This is a genomic window from Sphingomonas sp. DMC6 (assembly GCF_056314225.1).
The window spans coordinates 129,887-149,129 of record NZ_JBQUYT010000004.1 but is presented as its reverse complement, the minus strand read 5'-3'; the positions used below and the strand labels follow the sequence as shown (position 1 = coordinate 149,129).

Annotated in this window: 17 protein-coding genes and 1 riboswitch; of the genes, 9 read left to right on the top strand and 8 right to left on the bottom strand. The window is 65.6% G+C overall.

The genetic code is table 11. The features are described 5' to 3' along the window. Positions 1 to 452 precede the first annotated feature (452 nt). The 7 genes from ACT53M_RS11255 (at position 453) to ACT53M_RS11225 (ending at position 7,961) form a co-directional block, all read left to right on the top strand. Entirely contained in the window at positions 453 to 1,871 is a 1,419-nt protein-coding gene (locus ACT53M_RS11255) for an exopolysaccharide biosynthesis polyprenyl glycosylphosphotransferase (protein WP_476233428.1), read from the top strand. Positions 1,872 to 1,931: 60 nt separating this feature from the next. Then, entirely contained in the window at positions 1,932 to 2,810 is an 879-nt protein-coding gene (rfbA, locus tag ACT53M_RS11250) for a glucose-1-phosphate thymidylyltransferase RfbA (RefSeq protein ID WP_476233426.1), read from the top strand. Then, positions 2,807 to 3,373, top strand: a complete 567-nt coding sequence (rfbC, locus tag ACT53M_RS11245) for a dTDP-4-dehydrorhamnose 3,5-epimerase (RefSeq protein ID WP_476233424.1) — start codon at positions 2,807 to 2,809, stop codon at positions 3,371 to 3,373. The genes rfbA and rfbC overlap by 4 nt, the downstream gene beginning before the upstream one ends. Positions 3,374 to 3,376: 3 nt before the next feature. After that, entirely contained in the window at positions 3,377 to 4,435 is a 1,059-nt protein-coding gene (rfbB, locus tag ACT53M_RS11240; protein WP_476233422.1) for a dTDP-glucose 4,6-dehydratase, read from the top strand. Next, the gene (rfbD, locus tag ACT53M_RS11235) at positions 4,435 to 5,325 is read left to right on the top strand and encodes a dTDP-4-dehydrorhamnose reductase (protein WP_476233420.1); all 891 of its coding nucleotides are present in this window, start codon (positions 4,435 to 4,437) and stop codon (positions 5,323 to 5,325) included. The genes rfbB and rfbD overlap by 1 nt, the downstream gene beginning before the upstream one ends. A 91-nt stretch (positions 5,326 to 5,416) precedes the next feature. After that, positions 5,417 to 6,967, top strand: a complete 1,551-nt coding sequence (locus ACT53M_RS11230; protein WP_476233417.1) for an alpha-N-arabinofuranosidase — start codon at positions 5,417 to 5,419, stop codon at positions 6,965 to 6,967. An 85-nt stretch (positions 6,968 to 7,052) separates the two neighbouring features. After that, positions 7,053 to 7,961: a DMT family transporter gene (locus ACT53M_RS11225; RefSeq protein ID WP_476233416.1), complete on the top strand. Its 909-nt coding sequence runs from the start codon at positions 7,053 to 7,055 to the stop codon at positions 7,959 to 7,961. On the opposite strand, the gene ACT53M_RS11220 is transcribed toward ACT53M_RS11225, so the two are convergent. The 7 genes from ACT53M_RS11220 to gcvT form a co-directional block, all read right to left on the bottom strand. After that, on the bottom strand, positions 7,936 to 8,565 hold the full coding sequence (locus ACT53M_RS11220) for a DUF938 domain-containing protein (RefSeq protein WP_476233414.1): 630 nt from the start codon (positions 8,563 to 8,565) through the stop codon (positions 7,936 to 7,938). The genes ACT53M_RS11225 and ACT53M_RS11220 overlap by 26 nt on opposite strands. Continuing rightward, a complete protein-coding gene (locus ACT53M_RS11215) occupies positions 8,562 to 9,065 on the bottom strand; it encodes a CcdC protein domain-containing protein (RefSeq protein WP_476233413.1) in 504 nt (167 codons plus the stop codon). The genes ACT53M_RS11220 and ACT53M_RS11215 overlap by 4 nt, the downstream gene beginning before the upstream one ends. Before the next feature lie 183 nt (positions 9,066 to 9,248). After that, a complete protein-coding gene (locus ACT53M_RS11210; protein WP_476233412.1) occupies positions 9,249 to 11,594 on the bottom strand; it encodes a S9 family peptidase in 2,346 nt (781 codons plus the stop codon). Positions 11,595 to 11,909: 315 nt separating this feature from the next. Continuing rightward, on the bottom strand, positions 11,910 to 13,481 hold the full coding sequence (gene gcvPB / locus ACT53M_RS11205; protein WP_476233411.1) for an aminomethyl-transferring glycine dehydrogenase subunit GcvPB: 1,572 nt from the start codon (positions 13,479 to 13,481) through the stop codon (positions 11,910 to 11,912). Further along, positions 13,478 to 14,836, bottom strand: coding sequence for an aminomethyl-transferring glycine dehydrogenase subunit GcvPA (gcvPA, locus tag ACT53M_RS11200; protein ID WP_476233410.1), 1,359 nt, complete (start codon positions 14,834 to 14,836; stop codon positions 13,478 to 13,480). The genes gcvPB and gcvPA overlap by 4 nt, the downstream gene beginning before the upstream one ends. 136 nt (positions 14,837 to 14,972) lie before the next feature. Beyond that, a complete protein-coding gene (gcvH, locus tag ACT53M_RS11195; protein WP_476233408.1) occupies positions 14,973 to 15,344 on the bottom strand; it encodes a glycine cleavage system protein GcvH in 372 nt (123 codons plus the stop codon). 1 nt (position 15,345) lies between these two features. Further along, complete coding sequence (gene gcvT / locus ACT53M_RS11190) at positions 15,346 to 16,509, bottom strand: glycine cleavage system aminomethyltransferase GcvT (RefSeq protein ID WP_476233407.1); 1,164 nt, start codon at positions 16,507 to 16,509, stop codon at positions 15,346 to 15,348. A 162-nt stretch (positions 16,510 to 16,671) separates the two neighbouring features. Further along, positions 16,672 to 16,762, bottom strand: a riboswitch (glycine riboswitch). Positions 16,763 to 17,181: 419 nt separating this feature from the next. Here gcvT and rplJ point away from each other — a divergent pair. Then, complete coding sequence (rplJ, locus tag ACT53M_RS11185; protein ID WP_476228875.1) at positions 17,182 to 17,697, top strand: 50S ribosomal protein L10; 516 nt, start codon at positions 17,182 to 17,184, stop codon at positions 17,695 to 17,697. A gap of 60 nt (positions 17,698 to 17,757) precedes the next feature. Continuing rightward, positions 17,758 to 18,138: a 50S ribosomal protein L7/L12 gene (gene rplL, locus ACT53M_RS11180; protein ID WP_476228874.1), complete on the top strand. Its 381-nt coding sequence runs from the start codon at positions 17,758 to 17,760 to the stop codon at positions 18,136 to 18,138. 73 nt (positions 18,139 to 18,211) lie between these two features. Here rplL and ACT53M_RS11175 read toward each other — a convergent pair whose 3' ends face one another. Next, positions 18,212 to 19,219, bottom strand: a complete 1,008-nt coding sequence (locus ACT53M_RS11175; RefSeq protein ID WP_476233406.1) for a hypothetical protein — start codon at positions 19,217 to 19,219, stop codon at positions 18,212 to 18,214. Between the last annotated feature and the right edge of the window lie 24 nt (positions 19,220 to 19,243).

Genomic DNA, 19,243 nt, shown 5'->3' with positions numbered 1-19,243 from the left:
CAAGGTGGCGTAGCTTCGCATCGCGACGACGCGCCTGTGTTCCGGGAGGACGTCATGTTCGCGCCAGCATCATAGATCCGCGTACATCAGCGGCGCGGCACTGTAGTGGCAAGGCCGGCTCTTGGCCGACGGCCACCATGGCTATTGTGCGCCATCGTCCACAGACAGCCACGTGCGCCAATTAACTTATCTTTGTTATTCACAGTTTAATTTAATTTCCCTAGAGAACCGACTTCGGCGCGAAGGAGTTCCGGGCGCGGCAAACGGGTGTGGATTGCCGCAAAAATCCGGATCAAAGCACTGTTTTAATTAACCCTTCTTCGTCCCGAAATCAGACCCGCTGGTCGCGCTGGCAGGTATTATGGCTGTGGGGGGAGGGCTATGGTGCGATGCAACGAACCGACTCGGCCGCTGAAAATGCGTTTATTCCGTTGAGGGAATCCGGCAAGGCTATGAACGCTTTTGAAGCACAAAGCGCGTTCGAGGCGCAGCGAAGGGCGGATGTTCACGCCACGGTTCCTAACCCGCCGCGCACCTTGTGGCGCAAGTCACTGCTGCGGCTGATGCTCTATATCGAGCTGGTAGTGCTGGACGGTATTGCCGTGCTGCTGGGATTCTGCCTCGCCGCCTCGGTACGCGAGGGGCATTGGCTTTCGCTGGCGGGTGTCAATGTCGGCTTTTTCGTGCTGCCGATCACGCTGGGCATCGCGATCGCCAGCGGCACTTACTCCATCCACGCGCTGCGCTATCCGCTGAGCGGCATCAAAGGCATTCTTTCCGCCTTTTTCTTTGCGATCCTGGTCATATTGCTGGGCAGCTATCTCCTGACCACCGAACTGCCGCTGTCGCGCGCGCAACTCGTCGCCGGTGCGTTCTGCGCGCTCCTGCTGATTGCGGCCGAAAGACTGGTGTTCCGCAGCCATGTGCGCCGGATGACCGGCGGCAGATTGCTCGACGAGCTGGTGATCGTCGACGGCGTGGCGATGGACGTGGCGGAAGGCGCGGTCGCGCTCGACGCGCGGATCGTCAACCTTTCCCCCAACCCGCGCGATCCGCAGATGCTGCAGCGGCTGGGCAACACGGTGATGGGGTTCGACCGCGTCGTCGTCGCCTGTACCGAAGAGCGCCGCGCCGTCTGGGCGCTGTTGCTCAAGGGGATGAACATCAAGGGCGAGATACTGGTGCCGCAGTTCCGCGCGCTGGGGGCGATCGGCGTCGACAGCTATGGCGGGCGCGATACGCTGATCGTGTCGCAAGGCCCGCTCAGCATGCCGAACCGCGCGAAGAAGCGTGCGCTGGACCTGGCGATCACCCTGCCCGCGCTGATGGTGCTGGCACCGCTGATGGTTCTGGTGGCGATCGCGATCCGGCTGGAATCGCCGGGACCGGTATTGTTCGCGCAAGACCGCGTCGGCCGCGGCAACCGGCTGTTCAAGATTTTGAAGTTCCGCTCGATGCGCGTCGCGCAGTGCGACGCCAACGGCACCGTATCGGCCAGCCGCGACGACCAGCGCATCACGCGGGTCGGCCGGTTCATTCGCCGCACCAGCATCGACGAACTGCCGCAGCTCATCAACGTATTGCGCGGCGACATGAGCGTGGTAGGGCCGCGCCCCCACGCGCTCGGCTCGCGCGCTGCCGACCACTATTTCTGGGAAATCGATGAGCGCTATTGGCATCGCCATTCGCTGAAGCCGGGCATGACCGGCCTTGCCCAGATTCGCGGCTTTCGCGGCGCCACCGACAAGCGCGCCGATCTGGTCAACCGGCTGCAGGCGGATATGGAATATATCGACGGCTGGGACATCTGGCGCGACGTGACGATCCTGGTGAAGACGCTGCGGGTGATCGTACATTCCAACGCATTCTGATAGGCGGTGGCGAACCTGCCGCATGGCGGGCCCGCGCCGGGGTTGAGCGAAGGGGGTTTGATGAAGGGGATTATTCTGGCGGGCGGCAGCGGCACCCGCCTGTATCCGGCGACGTTGTCGATCTCGAAGCAGTTGCTGCCGGTCTATGACAAGCCGATGATCTTCTATCCCCTGTCGGTGCTGATGCTGACGGGTATCCGCGACATTCTGGTCATTTCCACGCCGCGCGACCTGCCCCTGTTCCAGGCGCTGCTGGGCGACGGGTCGGCCTTCGGGATCAATCTCAGCTATGCCGAGCAGGCAGCGCCCAACGGACTGGCCGAGAGTTTTATCATCGGCGCGGACTTCGTGCGCGGCGGCCCTAGTGCGCTGATCCTGGGGGATAATATCTACCATGGCGAAAAGATGGGCGAGCGCTGCCAGGCGGCCGCGGCAGAGGCGGCAAAGGGCGGTGCGAATGTGTTCGCCTATCATGTCGACGATCCGCAGCGCTACGGCGTCGTCGGCTTCGATCCCGACACGGGTATCGCCACCAGCATCGAGGAAAAGCCCGCCCAGCCCAAATCCAGCTGGGCAGTAACCGGCCTCTATTTCTATGATCAGGACGTGGTCGACATCGCCCGCTCGATCCGCCCTTCGGCGCGGGGTGAACTGGAAATCACCGACGTCAACCGCACCTATCTGGAGCGCGGCGACCTGAAGATCACGCGGCTCGGGCGCGGCTATGCCTGGCTAGATACTGGCACGCATGACAGCCTGCACGAGGCCGGCGCCTTCGTCCGCACGCTCGAACACCGCACGGGCGTGAAGATCGCCTGCCCGGAAGAGATCGCCTATGAAATGGGCTGGCTGAGCGCGGAAGACCTGCTGCGCCGGGCCGCCGGCCTGGGCAAGACCGGCTATGCCGACTATCTGCGCAAGCGGGTGCAGGCGGCATGACCGAGGTGCGCCACCTCCCGCTCAAGGGGCTGATGGAACTGACGCCACCCAAGCATGGCGACCATCGCGGCTTCTTTTCCGAAGTGTTCAAACAGTCGGTGCTTGACGCCGAGGGTGTCGACGTCCGCTGGGTGCAGGACAATCAGAGCTTCTCCGCCCAGCCGGGCACGGTACGCGGGCTGCACCTGCAGGCGCCGCCCTTTGCCCAGGCAAAACTGGTGCGGGTGCTGCGTGGCGCAATCTTTGATGTCGCGGTCGATATCCGGCGCGGCTCGCCCACCTATGGCCAGTGGGCGGGGCTGGAGGTCTCGGCCGAAAAATGGAATCAAGTGTTGATCCCCAAGGGCTTTGCCCATGGCTTCATGACGCTCGCGCCGGACACGGAGATTCTCTACAAGGTCAGCGCCCGCTATGCGCCGGACGACGAAATGGCGATCCACTGGAACGACCCCGACCTCGCCATCGCATGGCCGGACATTGGCGTAGAGCCGGTCCTTTCGGCGAAGGACGCGGAGGCGCCACCCTTCGCCAGCTTCAACACTCCCTTCTTCTACCAGGGCTGAGCGATGCAGACCTTTCTCGTCACCGGGGGCGCCGGCTTCATCGGCTCGGCCGTGGTGCGCCACCTCGTTCGCCAGGGCGCGCGCGTCATCAATCTCGACAAGCTGACTTATGCCGGAAATCTCGCGTCGCTGACTGCGATCGAGAATGCGCCCAACTACCGCTTCTTTCAGGCCGATATCGGCGACATCGCCACGGTGTTGCCGCTGCTGCGCGAAGAGCAGGTCGATGTGGTGATGCACCTCGCCGCCGAAAGCCATGTCGATCGCTCGATCGACGGCCCCGGCGCGTTCATCGAGACCAATGTCGTCGGCACCTTCCGGCTGCTTCAGGCATCGCTTGACTATTGGCGTGGGCTGGAAGGCGAGAAGCGCGACAGCTTCCGCGTCCACCATATCTCGACCGACGAAGTGTTCGGCGATCTGCCGTTCGACAGCGGCATCTTCACCGAGGAAACGCCCTACGCCCCCTCCTCCCCCTATTCGGCATCGAAGGCGGCGAGCGACCATCTGGTCCGCGCCTGGGGCCATACCTATGGCCTGCCGGTCGTGCTGTCCAACTGCTCGAACAACTACGGGCCGTTCCACTTCCCGGAAAAGCTCATCCCGCTAACCATCCTCAACGCGCTCGAAGGCAAGCCGCTGCCCGTCTATGGCAAGGGCGAGAATGTCCGCGACTGGCTGTATGTCGATGACCACGCCAAGGCGCTGGCGACCATCGCCGCCAAGGGACGGATCGGCGAGAGCTATAATGTCGGCGGCCGCAATGAGCGGACCAACCTGCAAGTGGTGGAGACGATCTGCGACCTGCTCGACCAGCGCGTGCCGCTGGCCGACGGCAAGAAGCGCCGCGAACTGATCACCTTCGTCGCCGATCGACCCGGCCATGACCGCCGCTATGCGATCGACGCAACCAAGCTGGAAACCGAACTCGGCTGGAAGGCCGAGGAGAATTTCGAAACCGGCATCACGCGCACGATCGACTGGTATCTCGACAATGCATGGTGGTGGGAGCCGATTCGATCCGGCAAATATGCCGGGGAGCGGCTGGGCCAGACGGCCTGATGCGCATCCTGATCACCGGACGCGACGGCCAGGTCGCGCGGAGCCTTGCCGAAGTCGCGCAGGGCCATGAACTGGTCTTCGCCGCGCGGCCGGGACTGGATCTCGCCAGGCCAGAGACGATCGAGGCGACGGTGGCGCGTGTCCATCCCGATCTGGTCGTATCCGCCGCAGCCTATACGGCGGTGGACAAGGCGGAAAGTGAACCCGACCTCGCCATGGCCGTGAATGGCGAGGCCCCCGGCGTGCTGGCCCGCGCTGCGGCACGGATCGGCGCCCCGGTGGTGCATCTTTCGACCGATTATGTGTTCGACGGCAGCCTCGATCGCCACTGGCGCGAAGACGATCCGACCGGCCCGCTCGGCGTCTATGGCGCCACCAAATTGGCGGGCGAGGAAGCGGTGCGGGCTTCGGGTGCCGACCACGCCATTGTCCGCCTCGCCTGGGTGTATAGTCCGTTCGGCCATAATTTCGTGAAGACCATGCTGCGGCTGGCGGAGACACGCGACAGTCTCAGCGTGGTCGAAGACCAGCGTGGTTGCCCCAGTTCCGCGCTCGACATTGCCGGCGCGATCCTCGCCGTCATCGCCCATTGGCAGCAGCATGGCGCGTCGCGCGGTACCTGGCATTTCGCCGGTGCAGGCGAGACCGACTGGGCCGATTTCGCGCGCGCTATCTTCACCGAGAGCGAGAAGCATGGCGGCCCGACTGCCAGCGTCTCCGGCATTCCTACCAGCGCCTACCCCACCCCCGCCCGGCGCCCGGCCAATTCGCGGCTCGACTGCAGCCGCTTCGCGCACGACTTCGGCTATCGGGCACAGCCCTGGCGCAGCGCGCTGGCGCCGGTGGTGGCCCGCATCCTCGCGGAGACACGCACGTCCGCGCAACAATAAGTCTGAGTAATTTTTCTTGCCGCCCGCGCGCCGCTCGGTTTACCAACAACGCGCGGGGCGCTTCCTGCCCGCCACAAGTTCGGGGCCAAGAATGAAAACTCGTCCGCTACTCCACGCCTTGCTGCCTGTCCTTGCCGGGCTCGGTCTTGCTTCCGGCGTGCGCGCCCAGGAAACGGTGATCGTCCATGGCAACCGGCCGGCGCCGAAGTTCGACCGGCACCTGTTCGGCCAGTTTGCCGAGCATCTCGGCCACGGCATCTATGGCGGCATCTGGGTCGGTACCGACAGCAAGATTCCGAACATCAAGGGCTATCGCAAGGATGTCGTCGATGCGCTGCGCGAATTGCGCGTGCCGGTGGTCCGCTGGCCCGGCGGCTGCTTCGCTGACGAATATCACTGGCGCGAAGGCATCGGCCCGCGCGCCAAGCGCAAGGTGAAGATCAACACCAACTGGGGTGGCGTGACCGAGGACAATGCCTTCGGCACCCATGAATTCATGGACTATAGCGAACTGATCGGCGCCGAACCCTATGTTTCGGGCAATGTCGGCTCCGCCCCGCCGTTCGAAATGGCCGAATGGGTCGAGTATATGACCTCGCCCACCGGCTCCAGCCTGGCCAAGGAGCGCGCCGCCAACGGTCGCGCCAAGCCATGGAACCTCACCATGTTCGGCCTGGGCAACGAACTGTGGGGCTGCGGCGGCAATATGGAGCCGGAATATGCGGCCGACGTGACGCGCCGCTATTCCACCTTCGTCAAGGTGCCCGAAGGCCAGAAGCTGATGAAGATCGCCAGCGGCGCCAATGCGGCCGACTATAACTGGACCGACGTGATGATGCGCAAGGCCAGCGGCTCCTTCGACGGCATCGGCGTGCATTACTACACCATTCCATACGACTGGTCGAAGAAGGGCGCCGCCACCGGTTTCGACGAGGATGCCTGGGCACGTACGCTCGCCAAGACACTGAAGATGGACGAATATGTCACGCGCCATGCGGCGATCATGGACAAATATGATCCCGCCAAGCGCGTCGCACTGCTCGTCGACGAATGGGGCACCTGGTACGATGTCGAACCCGGCACCAACCCCGGCTTCCTCTATCAGCAGAACTCGCTGCGCGACGCGCTGGTCGCCAGCCTGAACTTCGACATCTTCGCCCGCCACACCGATCGCCTGCGCGGCGCCAACATCGCCCAGATGGTCAATGTGCTGCAGTCGATGCTGCTGACCGACGGCGCCAAGATGGTCCGCACCCCAACCTATTGGGCGTTCGACCTGTACAAGGCCTATCAGGACGGCACTGTGCTCCCGGTCGAAGTGAAGTCGCGCTGGTACAACAAGAACCAGTGGACGCTGCCGGCCGTGAGCGCCAGTGCCGTCCGCGGCACCGACGGCGTCATCCATATCGGCATGACCAATGTCGATCCGAATGCGCCCGCTACGGTGACGGTAAAGCTGGAAGGCGTTGCCGGTAGCCAGGTGAGCGGCCGCATCCTGACCGCCCCGGCGATGGATGCACACAACACGTTCGACGCACCCGATGCCGTGAAACCGGCCGCCTTTACCGGCGCCAGCCTTTCCGGCGATACGCTGACGGTGACGCTGCCGTCCAAGTCGGTGGTGATGCTCGACCTGCGCTGATGCGCATGGGGAGGCGCCGGCAATGCCCGGCGTCTCCCCATCAAACGGGTTGCTGCCCGGCGCGAGCATCCCTAACCCGGTCCTCGTGGCGAACGAGCGATCCGACCGTGTGATGAAGGGGCTTGCGCTGCGGCTGTTTGCCATCGCCTGCCTGTCAACCATGTCGGCACTGGTGAAGCTGGCCGAAGCACACGGCGCCACGCTGGTGGAAAGCATGTTCCACCGCCAGTTCTGGGCGGTGCCGCTGGTCACGCTGTGGGTAGCGATGGGCCCCGGTCTGGCTTCGCTCCGCACGCAGCGCTTCAGCGCCCATGTCTGGCGCACGGCCATCGGCCTGACGGGCATGATCTTCACCTTCGGCGCGGTCATCCTGCTGCCGCTGGCCGAGGCGCAGACCTTCCAGTTCACGGTGCCGATTTTCGCCACGCTGCTGGGCGCCCTGGTGCTGGGCGAGCCGACCGGCTGGCACCGTTGGGGCGCCGTCATCCTGGGCTTTGCCGGCGTGCTGATCGTCGTCCATCCGGGCGGCGAGGCGATACCGCTGTTCGGGGCCGTGGTCGGGCTGCTCGCGGCGCTGTTCGTCGCCATCGTGGCGATTACGCTGCGCCAGATCGGCCGCACCGAAAGCTCCGGCACCACCGTCTTCTGGTTCTCGCTGCTGTCGGTGCCGGTACTCGGCGTCTTCTATCTCTTCCATTTGCGCACGCACGACGCGGTTACATGGGCATTGCTGATCGCGACCGGGCTGGTCGGCGGCGTCGGGCAACTCGCGCTTACGGGCGCCATGCGCTACGCGCCGGTCTCTACCGTGGTGCCGATGGATTATTCGGGACTGATCTGGGCGACACTCTATGGCTGGCTGCTGTTCGGCGCGCTGCCGACGACGGCGACCTGGCTGGGCGCCCCGGTCATCATCGCCAGCGGCCTCTACATTGTGTGGCGCGAGCACAAGCTGGCGCGCGAGCACATCAGCTACGACGAAACACCACTATAAGATTATTCGCCGGCATCTCGACCAGCCGGTCGAACGCCAGCCCTTCGGCTGCCGCGGCCGCTTCCACCGCCTCCAGGTCGCGCAGCCCCCATGCGGGATTACGCGACTTGAGCGACCGGTCGAACGCCTCGTTCGACGCTGCGGTAGGCACGCCAGCGCGACGATAAGGACCATACAGGATCAGCGGCGCGCCCGGCGGCAACAATCGCCCCGCCCCGGCCATCAGGCCGAGCGTCGCTTCCCAGGGGCTGATATGCACCATGTTGATGCAGAGCAGCGCATCCGCAGCAGACACGGGCCATTCTGCAGCCGCGGCATCGAGGGCAAGCGGCGGGCGGACATTCCCCAGCCCCTCGCACCATGCCGCGATCGAGACGAGCGCCTCGGGGTCGGGATCGCTCGGCTGCCAGTCGAGTGTGGGGAAACGCTCGGCGAAGGCCGCGCAATGCTCGCCGCTGCCGCTGGCCACTTCCAGCACCTGACCTGCCCCGGGAAGAACCTCCGCCAGCACTGCCGCGATCGGTTCGCGATTGCGCAGTGTGGCCGGCGCGTGCCGCCGCGCGCCCTCCGGCGGCGCGAGCCACGCCCGGTCGCGATCGCTCACGCCAGTCCGCGGGCGGCGGCGATCAGGCGTCTGCCCCGCAGATACATTTCCACCCGCATCGCCGTGAACAGCCCCAGCGCCATCACCCCGAAAGCCTGGGTCAGCAGCGCGAGGTTCAGGTGCAGCGCCGGACCTTCCGCCTGCCCCGCCATCTTGAGGGCAAACAGCACCACGATGAACAGCAGGCCGCCGACCGACGCCTTCTGGTTGAGCTGGTGCGTTTCCGGATCGACGGTGAGGTGCATCATCTTGCCGCGCTGCCAGCCCAGCGCCGCACCGACCACCAGCGCGCCCCCGCACAGCCCCCAACCGGCAAGGCTCGGTGTGCCGCGGAGGAACAGCAGGACGACGACGACACTGTACAGCGCAGGCACGATCCACAGTCTCTCCAGCGTGAGCGGGCGCAGCTTCGACATGCGGCGCAGACGGAGCGCGAGCACCACGCCCACGATCAATGCGGTGATGCCGTAACGGATCAGGTGCGGCGTATCGAAATGCATGCGAATCCCCGGAGGCGACGCGGCGCAACATAGGGCGAACTGCGGTGGGGTCAAAATCCTGCAGGACCGACGCCAACGTCATCCACTCGCCGCCCCGAAAATCCGCCGATCGAAATCCGCAGTGCGCTTCCGCGGACCGCGCTGTTTAACGCGGCACTCCGCCTGCCCTCGGCCTGCGCGACTTCACTCGCCGGCGCCCGGCCTCCCGATCTTGAACTCCTTCGGCGGCGTCGCTCCCATCAGATTCTCGACGAAATAATCCCAGCGGCGCCGCATCATGTAATTGGATTGATCGCCGTAGCCGTGATGTGCGCGCGGAAACAGGACCAGATCGAAATCCTTGTTTGCCTTCTCCAGCGCATCGACCACCAGCAGCGTCGAGGAAACGGGCACATTGTCATCGAGCATGCCGTGCGCGAGCAGCAGCTTGCCCTTCAGGTTCCGGGCAATGTCCTGATTGGCCTGCAGGTCGTAGTTCGTCTTGCTCCCGTTGGTCTCCAGCAAGCCGAGATACTTTTCGTAGAAATCGTCCTCATAATTGCGGTTGTCGTGGTTTCCACTCTCGGCGATCCCGACCTTGAAGAAGTCGGGGTAGAGGAACATCGCGGCCGCGGTCGCATTGCCGCCGCCCGAATGCCCCCAGATGCCCACGCGGTCGATGTCCATCCAGGGATTCCGCTTGGCCAGATCCTTGATACCGCTGACCTGGTCGGGAACGGCCTGCTTACCCATGTCGTGATAGTAGAAGTCCTGGAAGGTCTTCGACCGACGCGGCGTTCCCAGCGCGTCAATCTCCACCACGGCAAAGCCCAGCTGCGCCAGCGCACCCGCATCCCCCATCGACGGGGAGAATTGCCGCGAGGCGATCGTCCCCATGAACGGGCCCGGATAGATATAGTCGATCACCGGATATTTGCGCTGCGGATCGAGCCCCGCCGGCTTGAACAGCAGGCCGTAGCACAAAGTCTTGCCGTCGCTGCACTGAACGGCAATGCTCTCCGGCGCCTGCCAGCCCGCTGCCCGCAGTCGCGTCACATCGCCTTTCGCCAGCGCCTCGACAACCGATCCGTCCGCACGGCGCAGCACCGCGGTCTGCGGCTCTTGCGGCGTCGAGTAGATGTCCACGAAGTAGCGCCCATCGCTCGACGGGATGGCGATATGGTCCTGCTGCTCGGGCGTCAGCAGCTTGGGTTTGCCGCCCTTGAGGTTGAGGGCATAGATGCTGCGGTAATAGGGATCGACGCCCGGCTCCCGCCCGACACCGGCGACCAGCATCTTGCCCGAACGCTCGTCGAGATAGACCAGGTGGTCGACGTTCCACTGCCCCTGCGTAACTTGCCGCACGAGCTTCCCGGTGCTTGCGTTGTACAGATAATAATGGCCCCAGTCGTCGCGTTGCGACCACCAGAGGATCTCACCGCGCTCCGACAGGTAGCGCCAGTTGATTTCTTCGTCGTTGTAGCCGCTGTCGAACCAGGTCGGCACGGTTTCGGTGAAAACGTCGCGCACTGCACCGCTGCTCGCGTCGGCGATGCGTACCGTCTCCACCTTGTGGTCGCGCGAAGTCGACACGAAGGCGAGCGTCTTGCCGTCCTTCGACCATTGCATGTCCTGCGGACCGTCACCGCACACCACATCGTCGCACAGCGAAGACCGGTGCAGATCCGGCTGCATTTTCAAACGGATCACCTGCGCATTGTCCACATCGACAATGACGCGTTGAATGCGAATGATCTCCTTGTCGCCCACAAACGGGTACTTCCACGTATCCGTCTTCGAGTGGCCAACCTGCGTCGTCGTGGTGGTGAAGTCGGCCACCGCACGCTGATCCTGCTGGAAAGTCGCCAGCTTCCTCGAGTCAGGCGACCAGATCACGATCGCCTGATCCGAATGCTTCCAGCCCGCATTGTCCGTCGCGTAGCCGAAATCCTTTACGCCATCGGTCGTCAGCTGCCGCTCCGCCCCGGTGCGCATGTCCCGGACCCACAGATTCCAGTCGCGCACGAAAGCCGCGCGCTTGCCGTCCGGGGAGAGCACCGCCTCGGCAGGACCGCGCCGGGCCAGATAGCCTGCAATCTGCCCTGCGTTCGGCGCAGTCGATTCCCTGCAACCATAGGGCTGCGCCATGGCGCAAACATACCGCTTGCCACCAACGCTCAGGACTGCCGTGTTCTTCTCGAGATCCGGTTCAAACCCCTCGATATACAGTTTCGTGGGGTCCGGTGCCTTGAGCCCGGCCGCATGCAGCGATTCCCGCAGCGCATTCGCCTCGAAGGCCGGTGCCTTGGTGCCCTTGGTCGCGTCGACCAGCATGATCGTCGGCACACCATGGTCCATGTCCACATACCAGAAGTGCCGCGCGTCTATCCAATGCGCCGAGCGCACCGCATGGTCGACCAGCGGCGCCGTCCACGGGCTCAACTGGTGCATGGCGCGCGTATAGTCGGCGGCCGTCACCGCCGGCTTTTGTTGCGCGGTCGCCGTGCTGGCGGTGATGGAAGCCAAGAGGCAGCAGGCGATCAAACGCATCGAGAGACTTTCCGAAGGAGAGGTTCCGGCAACACGCGGGAGGATCGACGACGGCTCGTCACTCCCGTCGCTCACCCACGCGCGGCCCGACTGCAGCGCAACGGGCGAAGACTTTTATGCAGGCCCGTGGCGGCGATCGCAATAGCCCGGGCCAGGCGAATGGTGGGTATGAACAGCTCCCTGCAGGCGTCACCCAAGGTCGCAGCGGCGCGTGGAGCTTTGCCTGACCACAACGCAAAACGCCGGTCGAACGCTTCCACGTCCGACCGGCGTCTGCGACCCGGGAGTTTCCCCCGCCCGGTTATACCTCTTCGTTTATTCCGCTGCTTCGGCCGGCGCAGCGTCCTTGTACGCCAGCACCGGCTTGCGCGCGGCCAGCGTCTCGTCGAGCCGGCGACGCGGCGCGAAGTGCGGCGCGGCCTTCAGCGCCGGCTCGCCGTTGCGGGCGCGCGCGGCGACCGAGCGGAACGCGCCGATGAACTGGTCGAGCGCCGCCTTGCTCTCGGTCTCGGTCGGCTCGACCAGCATCGCGCCGTGGACGACCAGCGGGAAATACACCGTCATCGGGTGATAGCCCTCGTCGATCAGCCCCTTGGCGATGTCGATGGTCGAGAAGCCCTCGGGCAGGCCCTTGTCGCTGAAGATCGCCTCATGCATGCACGGGCCGGTCTTGGCGAAGGGCGCGTCGAGCACATCCTCCATCGAACGCAGCACATAGTTCGCGTTGAGCACCGAATCCTCGGCGACCTGGCGCAGGCCGTCGGCACCGTGGCTGAGGATATAGGTCAGCGCGCGGGTGAACATGCCCATCTGGCCGTGGAAGGCGGTCATCCGGCCGAAGGTGCCGGCATGATGCTCCTCGGCATTCTCTTCCTCGACGATGCGATAGCCGCTCTCGGTCTTCTCGACGAACGGCAGCGGCGCATAGGGCGCCAGCGCCGCCGACAGCACCACCGGACCCGAACCCGGGCCGCCGCCGCCATGCGGGGTGGAGAAGGTCTTGTGCAGGTTGATGTGCATCGCATCGACGCCGAGGTCGCCCGGGCGCACCCGGCCGACGATCGCGTTGAAGTTGGCACCGTCGCAATAGACATAGCCGCCCGCGGCATGGACCGCGTCGGAGATTTCCTTCAGGTCCGGCTCGAACAGCCCGCAGGTGTTCGGGTTGGTGATCATCACGCCGGCAATGTCCGGCCCCAGCCGCGCCTTGAGCGCCGCCACGTCGACCCGGCCTTCCGGAGTCGCGGGGATGTCCTCCACCGCGAAGCCTGCAAAGGCCGCCGTCGCCGGGTTGGTGCCGTGCGCGCTCTCCGGCACCAGCATGATGCGGCGCGCGGTCTCGCCCTTGGCGTCGAGCGCAGCGCGGATCGCCAGCACGCCGCACAGCTCGCCGTGGGCGCCGGCCTTGGGGCTCATCGCCACCGCCTGCATGCCGGTGAGCGTGATCAGCCAGTGCGCGAGCTGGTCGATCGCCTCCAGCGCGCCCTGCACCGTATCGACCGGCTGGAGCGGGTGGATGTCGGCGAAGCCCGGCAGGCGCGCCATCCGCTCGTTGAGGCGCGGATTGTGCTTCATCGTGCAGCTGCCCAGCGGGAACAGGCCAAGGTCGATGGCATAGTTCTGGCGGCTGAGGCGGGTATAGTGGCGCACTGCTTCCGGCTCTGACAGGCCCGGCAGGCCGATCGCCTTGCTGCGCTCCATGCCGCCCAGGCGCGATTTGCCCGCGGGGGCTTCCGCGAAATCGACGCCGGTGGTGTCGGCCGAACCAATCTCGAAGATCAGCGCCTCTTCCAGCATCAGCGCGCGGTTGCCGGTGAAGGTCGCCTCGGCGCTCTCGCCGCCCTCCGGCGTGGTGGGGCGCCAGCCCGACGGATTGATCGTGCTCATGCCAGCACCTCCTCGAGTGCGGAGGCAAGCGTCTCGACGTCCTCCTCCGTGGTGGTTTCGGTGACCGCGACGACGAGGCCGTTCTGCAGTTCCCCGACGCCCGGGTACAGCCGGCCGAGCGACACGCCGGCCAGGATGCCCTTGTCGGCCAGCTGGCGGACGACGGGGCGCGCTTCCTTCGACAGCTTCAGGGTGAATTCGTTGAAGAACCGGTCGGTGACCAGCTCGACCCCATTCACTTCCGCCAGACGATCGGCGGCGGCGCTGGCGCCGACATGGTTCAATTCGGCGAGCTGGCGCAGGCCCTTCTCGCCCAGCAGCGTCATGTGTACCGACATGGCGAGCGCGCACAGCACCGAGCTGGTGCAGATGTTCGACGTCGCCTTTTCGCGGCGGATATGCTGCTCGCGGGTGGAGAGCGTCAGCACGAAGCCGCGCTTGCCGCTGGCGTCGACGGTTTCGCCACAGAGGCGGCCCGGCATCTGGCGGACCAGCTTTTCCGAGCAGGCGAACAGGCCCACATAGGGCCCGCCGAACTGCAGGCCGACGCCGAGCGACTGGCCCTCGCCGACGACGATGTCCGCGCCCATCTCCCCCGGCGCCTTGATCGCCCCCAGCGCCACCGGCTCGGTGACCACGGCGATCAGCAGCGCCTTCTTGGCGTGGCAGGCGTCCGCAAGTGCCGACATGTCCTCGATGCGGCCGAGAATGTCGGGATACTGGACGACGACGCAGGAAGTGTCGGCGTCGATCGCGTTGATGAGGTCGAGCGTGTCGGGCTCGGGGCTGAACGTCGGCAGCGAGGTCACCAGCTGGTCGCCGGTGAAGCGCGCCATCGTCTTGGCGACCGAGACATAATGCGGGTGCAGGCCGCCCGAGAGGATCGCCTTGCCGCGCTTGGTGACGCGACGAGCCATGGTGATCGCTTCCCAGCACGCAGTCGAGCCGTCGTACATCGAGGCGTTGGCGACGTCGCAACCCAGCAGCCGGGCGATCTGGCTCTGGAACTCGAACATCATCTGCAGCGTGCCCTGCGCGATTTCCGGCTGGTAGGGCGTGTAGGCGGTGAGGAACTCGCCGCGCTGGATGAGGTGGTCGACCGAGGCCGGCACATGGTGGCGATAGGCCCCTGCCCCCAGGAAGAACGGCGCCTCGCCGGCCGCCAGGTTCTTGCGCGCGAGCGCGGTCATGTGGCGTTCGACCGCGAGCTCCGATGCGTGCATCGGCAGGCCGGCGATCGGCCCGCTGAGGCGGGCGCTTTCGGGCACGTCGACGAACAGATCGTCGATCGACTGGGCGCCGATCGTGCCAAGCATCGCCTGACGGTCGGCCGGGGTAAGGGGCAGGTAGCGCATCGTTGTTCCTTCTTCCCTCTTCTCCCCTTCCGCTTGCGGGAGGGGTCGGGGGAGGGGCTGAAAGTTCTGCGGGAAGGACTGGCGGCTGCCACCCCCTCCCCTAACCCCTCCCGCAAGCGGGAGGGGGAGAGTCAGATCACAGCTTCGCGACGAAGGCCTGGTACTTGGTCTCGTCCATCAGTTCTTCCAGTTCGCTGGTGTCGGCCAGCGTCATCTTGAAGAACCAGCCGTCGCCTTCGGGATCCTCGTTCACCAGCGCAGGGTTATCGGCGAGGTCGGCATTGCCTTCGATCACCGTACCCGCAACCGGTGCGTACACGTCGGATGCCGCCTTCACGCTCTCCACGACCGCGGCATCGTCGCCCTTGGCGAATTCCTTGCCCTCGTCGGGCACTTCGACGAACACGATGTCGCCGAGCTGGCTCTGGGCATATTCGGTGATGCCGACCGTCGCGATGTCGCCGTCGACATCAATCCATTCATGATCTTCGGTAAAATAACGGCTCATGTCACGCTCCCTTTCGGACATAGCGGTGGGGTACGAAGGGCATCGCAACGACCTCCGCGGAATGCTGCTTGCCCCGCTGGACAAGCGTAATCTTGGTGCCGGCCGCTGCAAGGGCCGACGGCACATAGGCCATGGCGATCGGCTTCTGCACGCTCGGCGCGAAGCCGCCCGACGTGACCTTGCCGACTTCCGCGCCCGCGGCATCGACAACGGCCGCCCCTTCGCGCACCGGCTGGCGGCCCTCGACGATCAGGCCGACGCGCTTCATGGCGCTGCCCTGCTCACGCTCGGCGAGAATGCGCCCGGCGCCGGCGAACCCGCCCTCCTCGCGGCGGCGCTTGGACAGCGCGAAGCCGAGATCGGCAGCGACCGGCGTGGTCTCCAGGTCGAGGTCATGGCCATAGAGCGGCAGACCGGCCTCCAGGCGCAGCGAGTCGCGCGCACCCAGGCCGATCGGCTTCACTTCGGGCTGTGCAGTCAGCAGGTCGGCAAGCGCCTCGGCGGCCTCGCCCGGCAGCGAGATTTCGAACCCGTCCTCGCCGGTATAGCCCGACCGGCTCACCCAGAGCGGGTTGCCGTTCCACTCGAACGCACCCGCGGTCATGAACACCAGCTTCTCGACGCCCGGCAGCACGCGGGCGAGCGCGGTCACCGCCTCCGGCCCCTGCAGCGCCAGCAGCGCCTGGTCTTCCAGATGGTTGATCGTCACTTCGTCGGGCAGGAATTCGCGGAACACGCCCAGATCGTCCCACTTGGTCGCACCGTTGACGACCATGTAGATCGTGCCGCCCTCAATCTCGAAAGCGTTGTCGGCCGGCAGGCGAGTCATCATCAGATCGTCATGGATGCCGCCTTCTTCGCTGAGCAGCAGCGAATAGCGCATCCGGCCCTCGCCCAGGCCCTTCACATCGCCCGGCAGCAGCTTCTCCAGCCCTGCGTCGAAATCTACGCCCGAAAAGAGCAGCTGGCCCATATGGCTGACGTCGAACAGCCCGGCATGCTCGCGCGTCCACAGATGCTCGGCCATGATGCCTTCATATTGGACGGGCATCGCATAGCCGGCGAACGGCACCATGCGGCCACCGCGCGCGCGGTGCCAGGCGTCGAGCGGCAGCGTCTCGATCGGGGTATCGCCGGCAAGGGCTTCTTCGACGGTATCGGACATCAGGCACTCCGCGCATCAGGGGTTCAATGGCACGCCCGGGCGCGCTCGCCCGACCTGCACCATCGCCCCCTCTGTCACGGAACCTGAGAGCTTTCGCCGGCGCGCCGGCTTACCCCTTCGGTGGAACCTGGCCACAGGGGCCGGCTCGCTTTCCAGAGTGTCGTGGCCTGCGCGGTCCTCGGTGCCTGAGAGATTCCGGGGCGGTTGCTCCTTCGGCGATCCGGCGAACCGGATTCTCTCCCGCGCATGCCCATGCCGGTCGCCCGGCATCGACGCGCCAAGCCTTGGCCGGTGGGCCGGGCGGAGTCAATCGGGATATGCGGTAAAGATGCCGCACCGCGACAAGCGCCCTGAATGAACCTCGTACACGCCGCATTGACTCGCGCACGAAATCGTCTATGAGCGCGCTTCCTCTTTCGGGAGGAAACCGTCCGAGACAGCGAGTGACCGGAATATGCCGGTCTTAATCCCTCGCCTAGACGGGGACAGAATTTTCCGGCGGCTTCACCTGCGCGTCTGCGTTTGGTCCGAAGCGTTCCGGGTCACGCCCAGGGATATATCCCCGGCCTCGTGACGATCCTTCCCCTCGGACAATTGAGCCTGGCCCATTTCGATGGGTCGTAACCGGGGCATCCCCTTTGCGGGGGCTGCCTCATGTATGAGGAGACCGGCATGGATCGTTCCCAGAAGGCCGACGCCGTTGCCGAGCTGAACCGCACCTTTGGCGAGGTTGGCGTGGTGGTTATCACCCGCAACCTCGGGATGACCGTCAAGCAGTCGACGGACCTCCGCAACAAGATGCGCGAAGCCGGTGCGAGCTACAAGGTCGCGAAGAACCGCCTTGCCAAGATCGCCGCTCAGGGCACCGACTATGCGGTGCTCGCGGACCTGCTGACGGGTCCGACGGCGCTCGCCACTTCCGTCGACCCCGTGGCTGCTGCCAAGGTGGTCTCGGACTTCGCCAAGACGACCGACAAGATCGAGATCGTCGGTGGTGCGATGGGCGGGCTGCTGCTGGATGCGGCGGGCGTGCAGGCACTGGCTTCGCTGCCGTCGCTGGACGAACTGCGTGGCAAGCTCGTGGGGCTCATCGCAGCGCCCGCGACCAAGCTCGCAACCATCGCCCAGGCACCGGCCGCGCAGATCGCGCGCGTGCTTTCGGCCTACGCCGAGAAGCAGGCTGCCTGAGCTTCGGCATCAAGCGACGTTTATTTTATTCCGAAACTTTTGAATTGATTGGAGTTTAACATGGCTGACCTCAACGCAATCGTCGACCAGCTTTCCGCGCTGACCGTTCTCGAAGCCGCCGAGCTCTCGAAGCTCCTCGAAGAAAAGTGGGGCGTTTCGGCCGCCGCTGCCGTGGCCGTTGCGGCTCCGGGTGCGGGCGGTGGCGCCGCTGCTCCGGCCGCTGAAGAGAAGACCGAATTCGACGTCATCCTGACCGGCGACGGCGGCAAGAAGATCAACGTCATTAAGGAAGTCCGCGCGATCACCTCGCTCGGCCTGACCGAAGCCAAGGCGCTGGTCGAAGGCGCGCCGAAGCCCGTCAAGGAAGGCGTGTCGAAGGACGAAGCCGAGAAGATCAAGAAGCAGCTTGAAGAAGCCGGCGCGACCGTCGAAATCAAGTAAGCTTCCTGGCCTTTACAGGCACGGAAACACGAAGGGGGCGGTCCGGCGACGGGCCGCCCCTTTTCATTTGCGGCTATGCCCTTGCTTGCGCGCGATAGCGGCTGGCGGCGAGCGCAGCGGGAGGCGGCCGGTCGAGCCAGATCGGGCCCGGTTTCGTCCCCTGCCCCGCACTTCCCAGCAGGAAGTCGACGCCAAAACGGCGAATGCTGAGCCCCGAGCGCCAGCGCAGATCAAGCATCAGCATTGCCACGAACATCGGCCGATTGCCGAGCTGGACCACATGGAGCTGATCGCGCCGCAGCGTGAGCCGCGCCGGCAGACGGATGCGCATGCCCGGGCCCAGATCGATCGGGCCGGCCTCGCTCTGCGGCGGCGGCCCGGCATGGAAAGCCGCGCACCAGCGATCCTGATCCGGACTGGCGCTGACGAGCGCGAGCGCCGGGCGAATCCCCTCAGCCGCCTGCGTCTGTGGGTTGGTGAGTTCCAGTTCCAGATCGATCGCCACGACATCGGCCGCGAACTGGATGCGCGCACTGGCCAAGGAAATGGCGAGGGGATCGCCCTGCGCAGCAGCCGGCGGCGGTGCGATAGCGACAGGCTCGACAGGCGCCGCCGGTTCGTCCTCCTCCTCCTCCTCGCCCGTGCCACTGCGACGGCGCACCAGCAGCCATCCTGCCGCGAACACCACCAGCAAAGACGCAGCGCCGGCGAGCCAGGGCCAGATTTCCGGCGACGAAGCCGGAGCCGGCACTGGGGCGACAGGTGAAGGCGTTGGCGTTGGTGTGGGCAAGACCGGCGCCACCTGCACCGGCGAAGATGTCGGCGCGGGTGTCGGCGACTCGGTCGGACGCGGTGTTGCCGTACTGCGCGGTTTGGGCGCCGCTGTCGGACTCGGACGGGGCGACTGCGTCGGCACCGTCACCGGCGTTACGAGCGGACCGGGTGTTGCGGTGGTCGTTGGAGTCGGCGTCGGCTCGGGCGTGCCCGGCAGACGAAAGCGCTCGGGCAGCACGCCGGGGATCGCCTGCACTGTGGGCGCTGGCGTCGGCTGCACCTGCGCATGGGCGATCGGCGCAGCCATCGCCACGGCAAGGGCCCATGGCCA

What these genes read in the sequence shown, in the direction of transcription:
- ACT53M_RS11215 (WP_476233413.1), bottom strand. Translation starts at nt 9,065, where the DNA reads ATGCATTTCGATACGCCGCACCTGATCCGTTACGGCATCACCGCATTG.
- rfbB (WP_476233422.1), top strand. Translation starts at nt 3,377, where the DNA reads ATGCAGACCTTTCTCGTCACCGGGGGCGCCGGCTTCATCGGCTCGGCC.
- gcvT (WP_476233407.1), bottom strand. Translation starts at nt 16,509, where the DNA reads ATGTCCGATACCGTCGAAGAAGCCCTTGCCGGCGATACCCCGATCGAG.
- gcvPA (WP_476233410.1), bottom strand. Translation starts at nt 14,836, where the DNA reads ATGCGCTACCTGCCCCTTACCCCGGCCGACCGTCAGGCGATGCTTGGC.
- ACT53M_RS11230 (WP_476233417.1), top strand. Translation starts at nt 5,417, where the DNA reads ATGAAAACTCGTCCGCTACTCCACGCCTTGCTGCCTGTCCTTGCCGGG.
- rfbC (WP_476233424.1), top strand. Translation starts at nt 2,807, where the DNA reads ATGACCGAGGTGCGCCACCTCCCGCTCAAGGGGCTGATGGAACTGACG.
- ACT53M_RS11255 (WP_476233428.1), top strand. Translation starts at nt 453, where the DNA reads ATGAACGCTTTTGAAGCACAAAGCGCGTTCGAGGCGCAGCGAAGGGCG.
- rfbA (WP_476233426.1), top strand. Translation starts at nt 1,932, where the DNA reads ATGAAGGGGATTATTCTGGCGGGCGGCAGCGGCACCCGCCTGTATCCG.
- ACT53M_RS11210 (WP_476233412.1), bottom strand. Translation starts at nt 11,594, where the DNA reads ATGCGTTTGATCGCCTGCTGCCTCTTGGCTTCCATCACCGCCAGCACG.
- ACT53M_RS11175 (WP_476233406.1), bottom strand. Translation starts at nt 19,219, where the DNA reads ATGGCTGCGCCGATCGCCCATGCGCAGGTGCAGCCGACGCCAGCGCCC.
- gcvPB (WP_476233411.1), bottom strand. Translation starts at nt 13,481, where the DNA reads ATGAGCACGATCAATCCGTCGGGCTGGCGCCCCACCACGCCGGAGGGC.
- rplL (WP_476228874.1), top strand. Translation starts at nt 17,758, where the DNA reads ATGGCTGACCTCAACGCAATCGTCGACCAGCTTTCCGCGCTGACCGTT.
- rplJ (WP_476228875.1), top strand. Translation starts at nt 17,182, where the DNA reads ATGGATCGTTCCCAGAAGGCCGACGCCGTTGCCGAGCTGAACCGCACC.
- rfbD (WP_476233420.1), top strand. Translation starts at nt 4,435, where the DNA reads ATGCGCATCCTGATCACCGGACGCGACGGCCAGGTCGCGCGGAGCCTT.
- gcvH (WP_476233408.1), bottom strand. Translation starts at nt 15,344, where the DNA reads ATGAGCCGTTATTTTACCGAAGATCATGAATGGATTGATGTCGACGGC.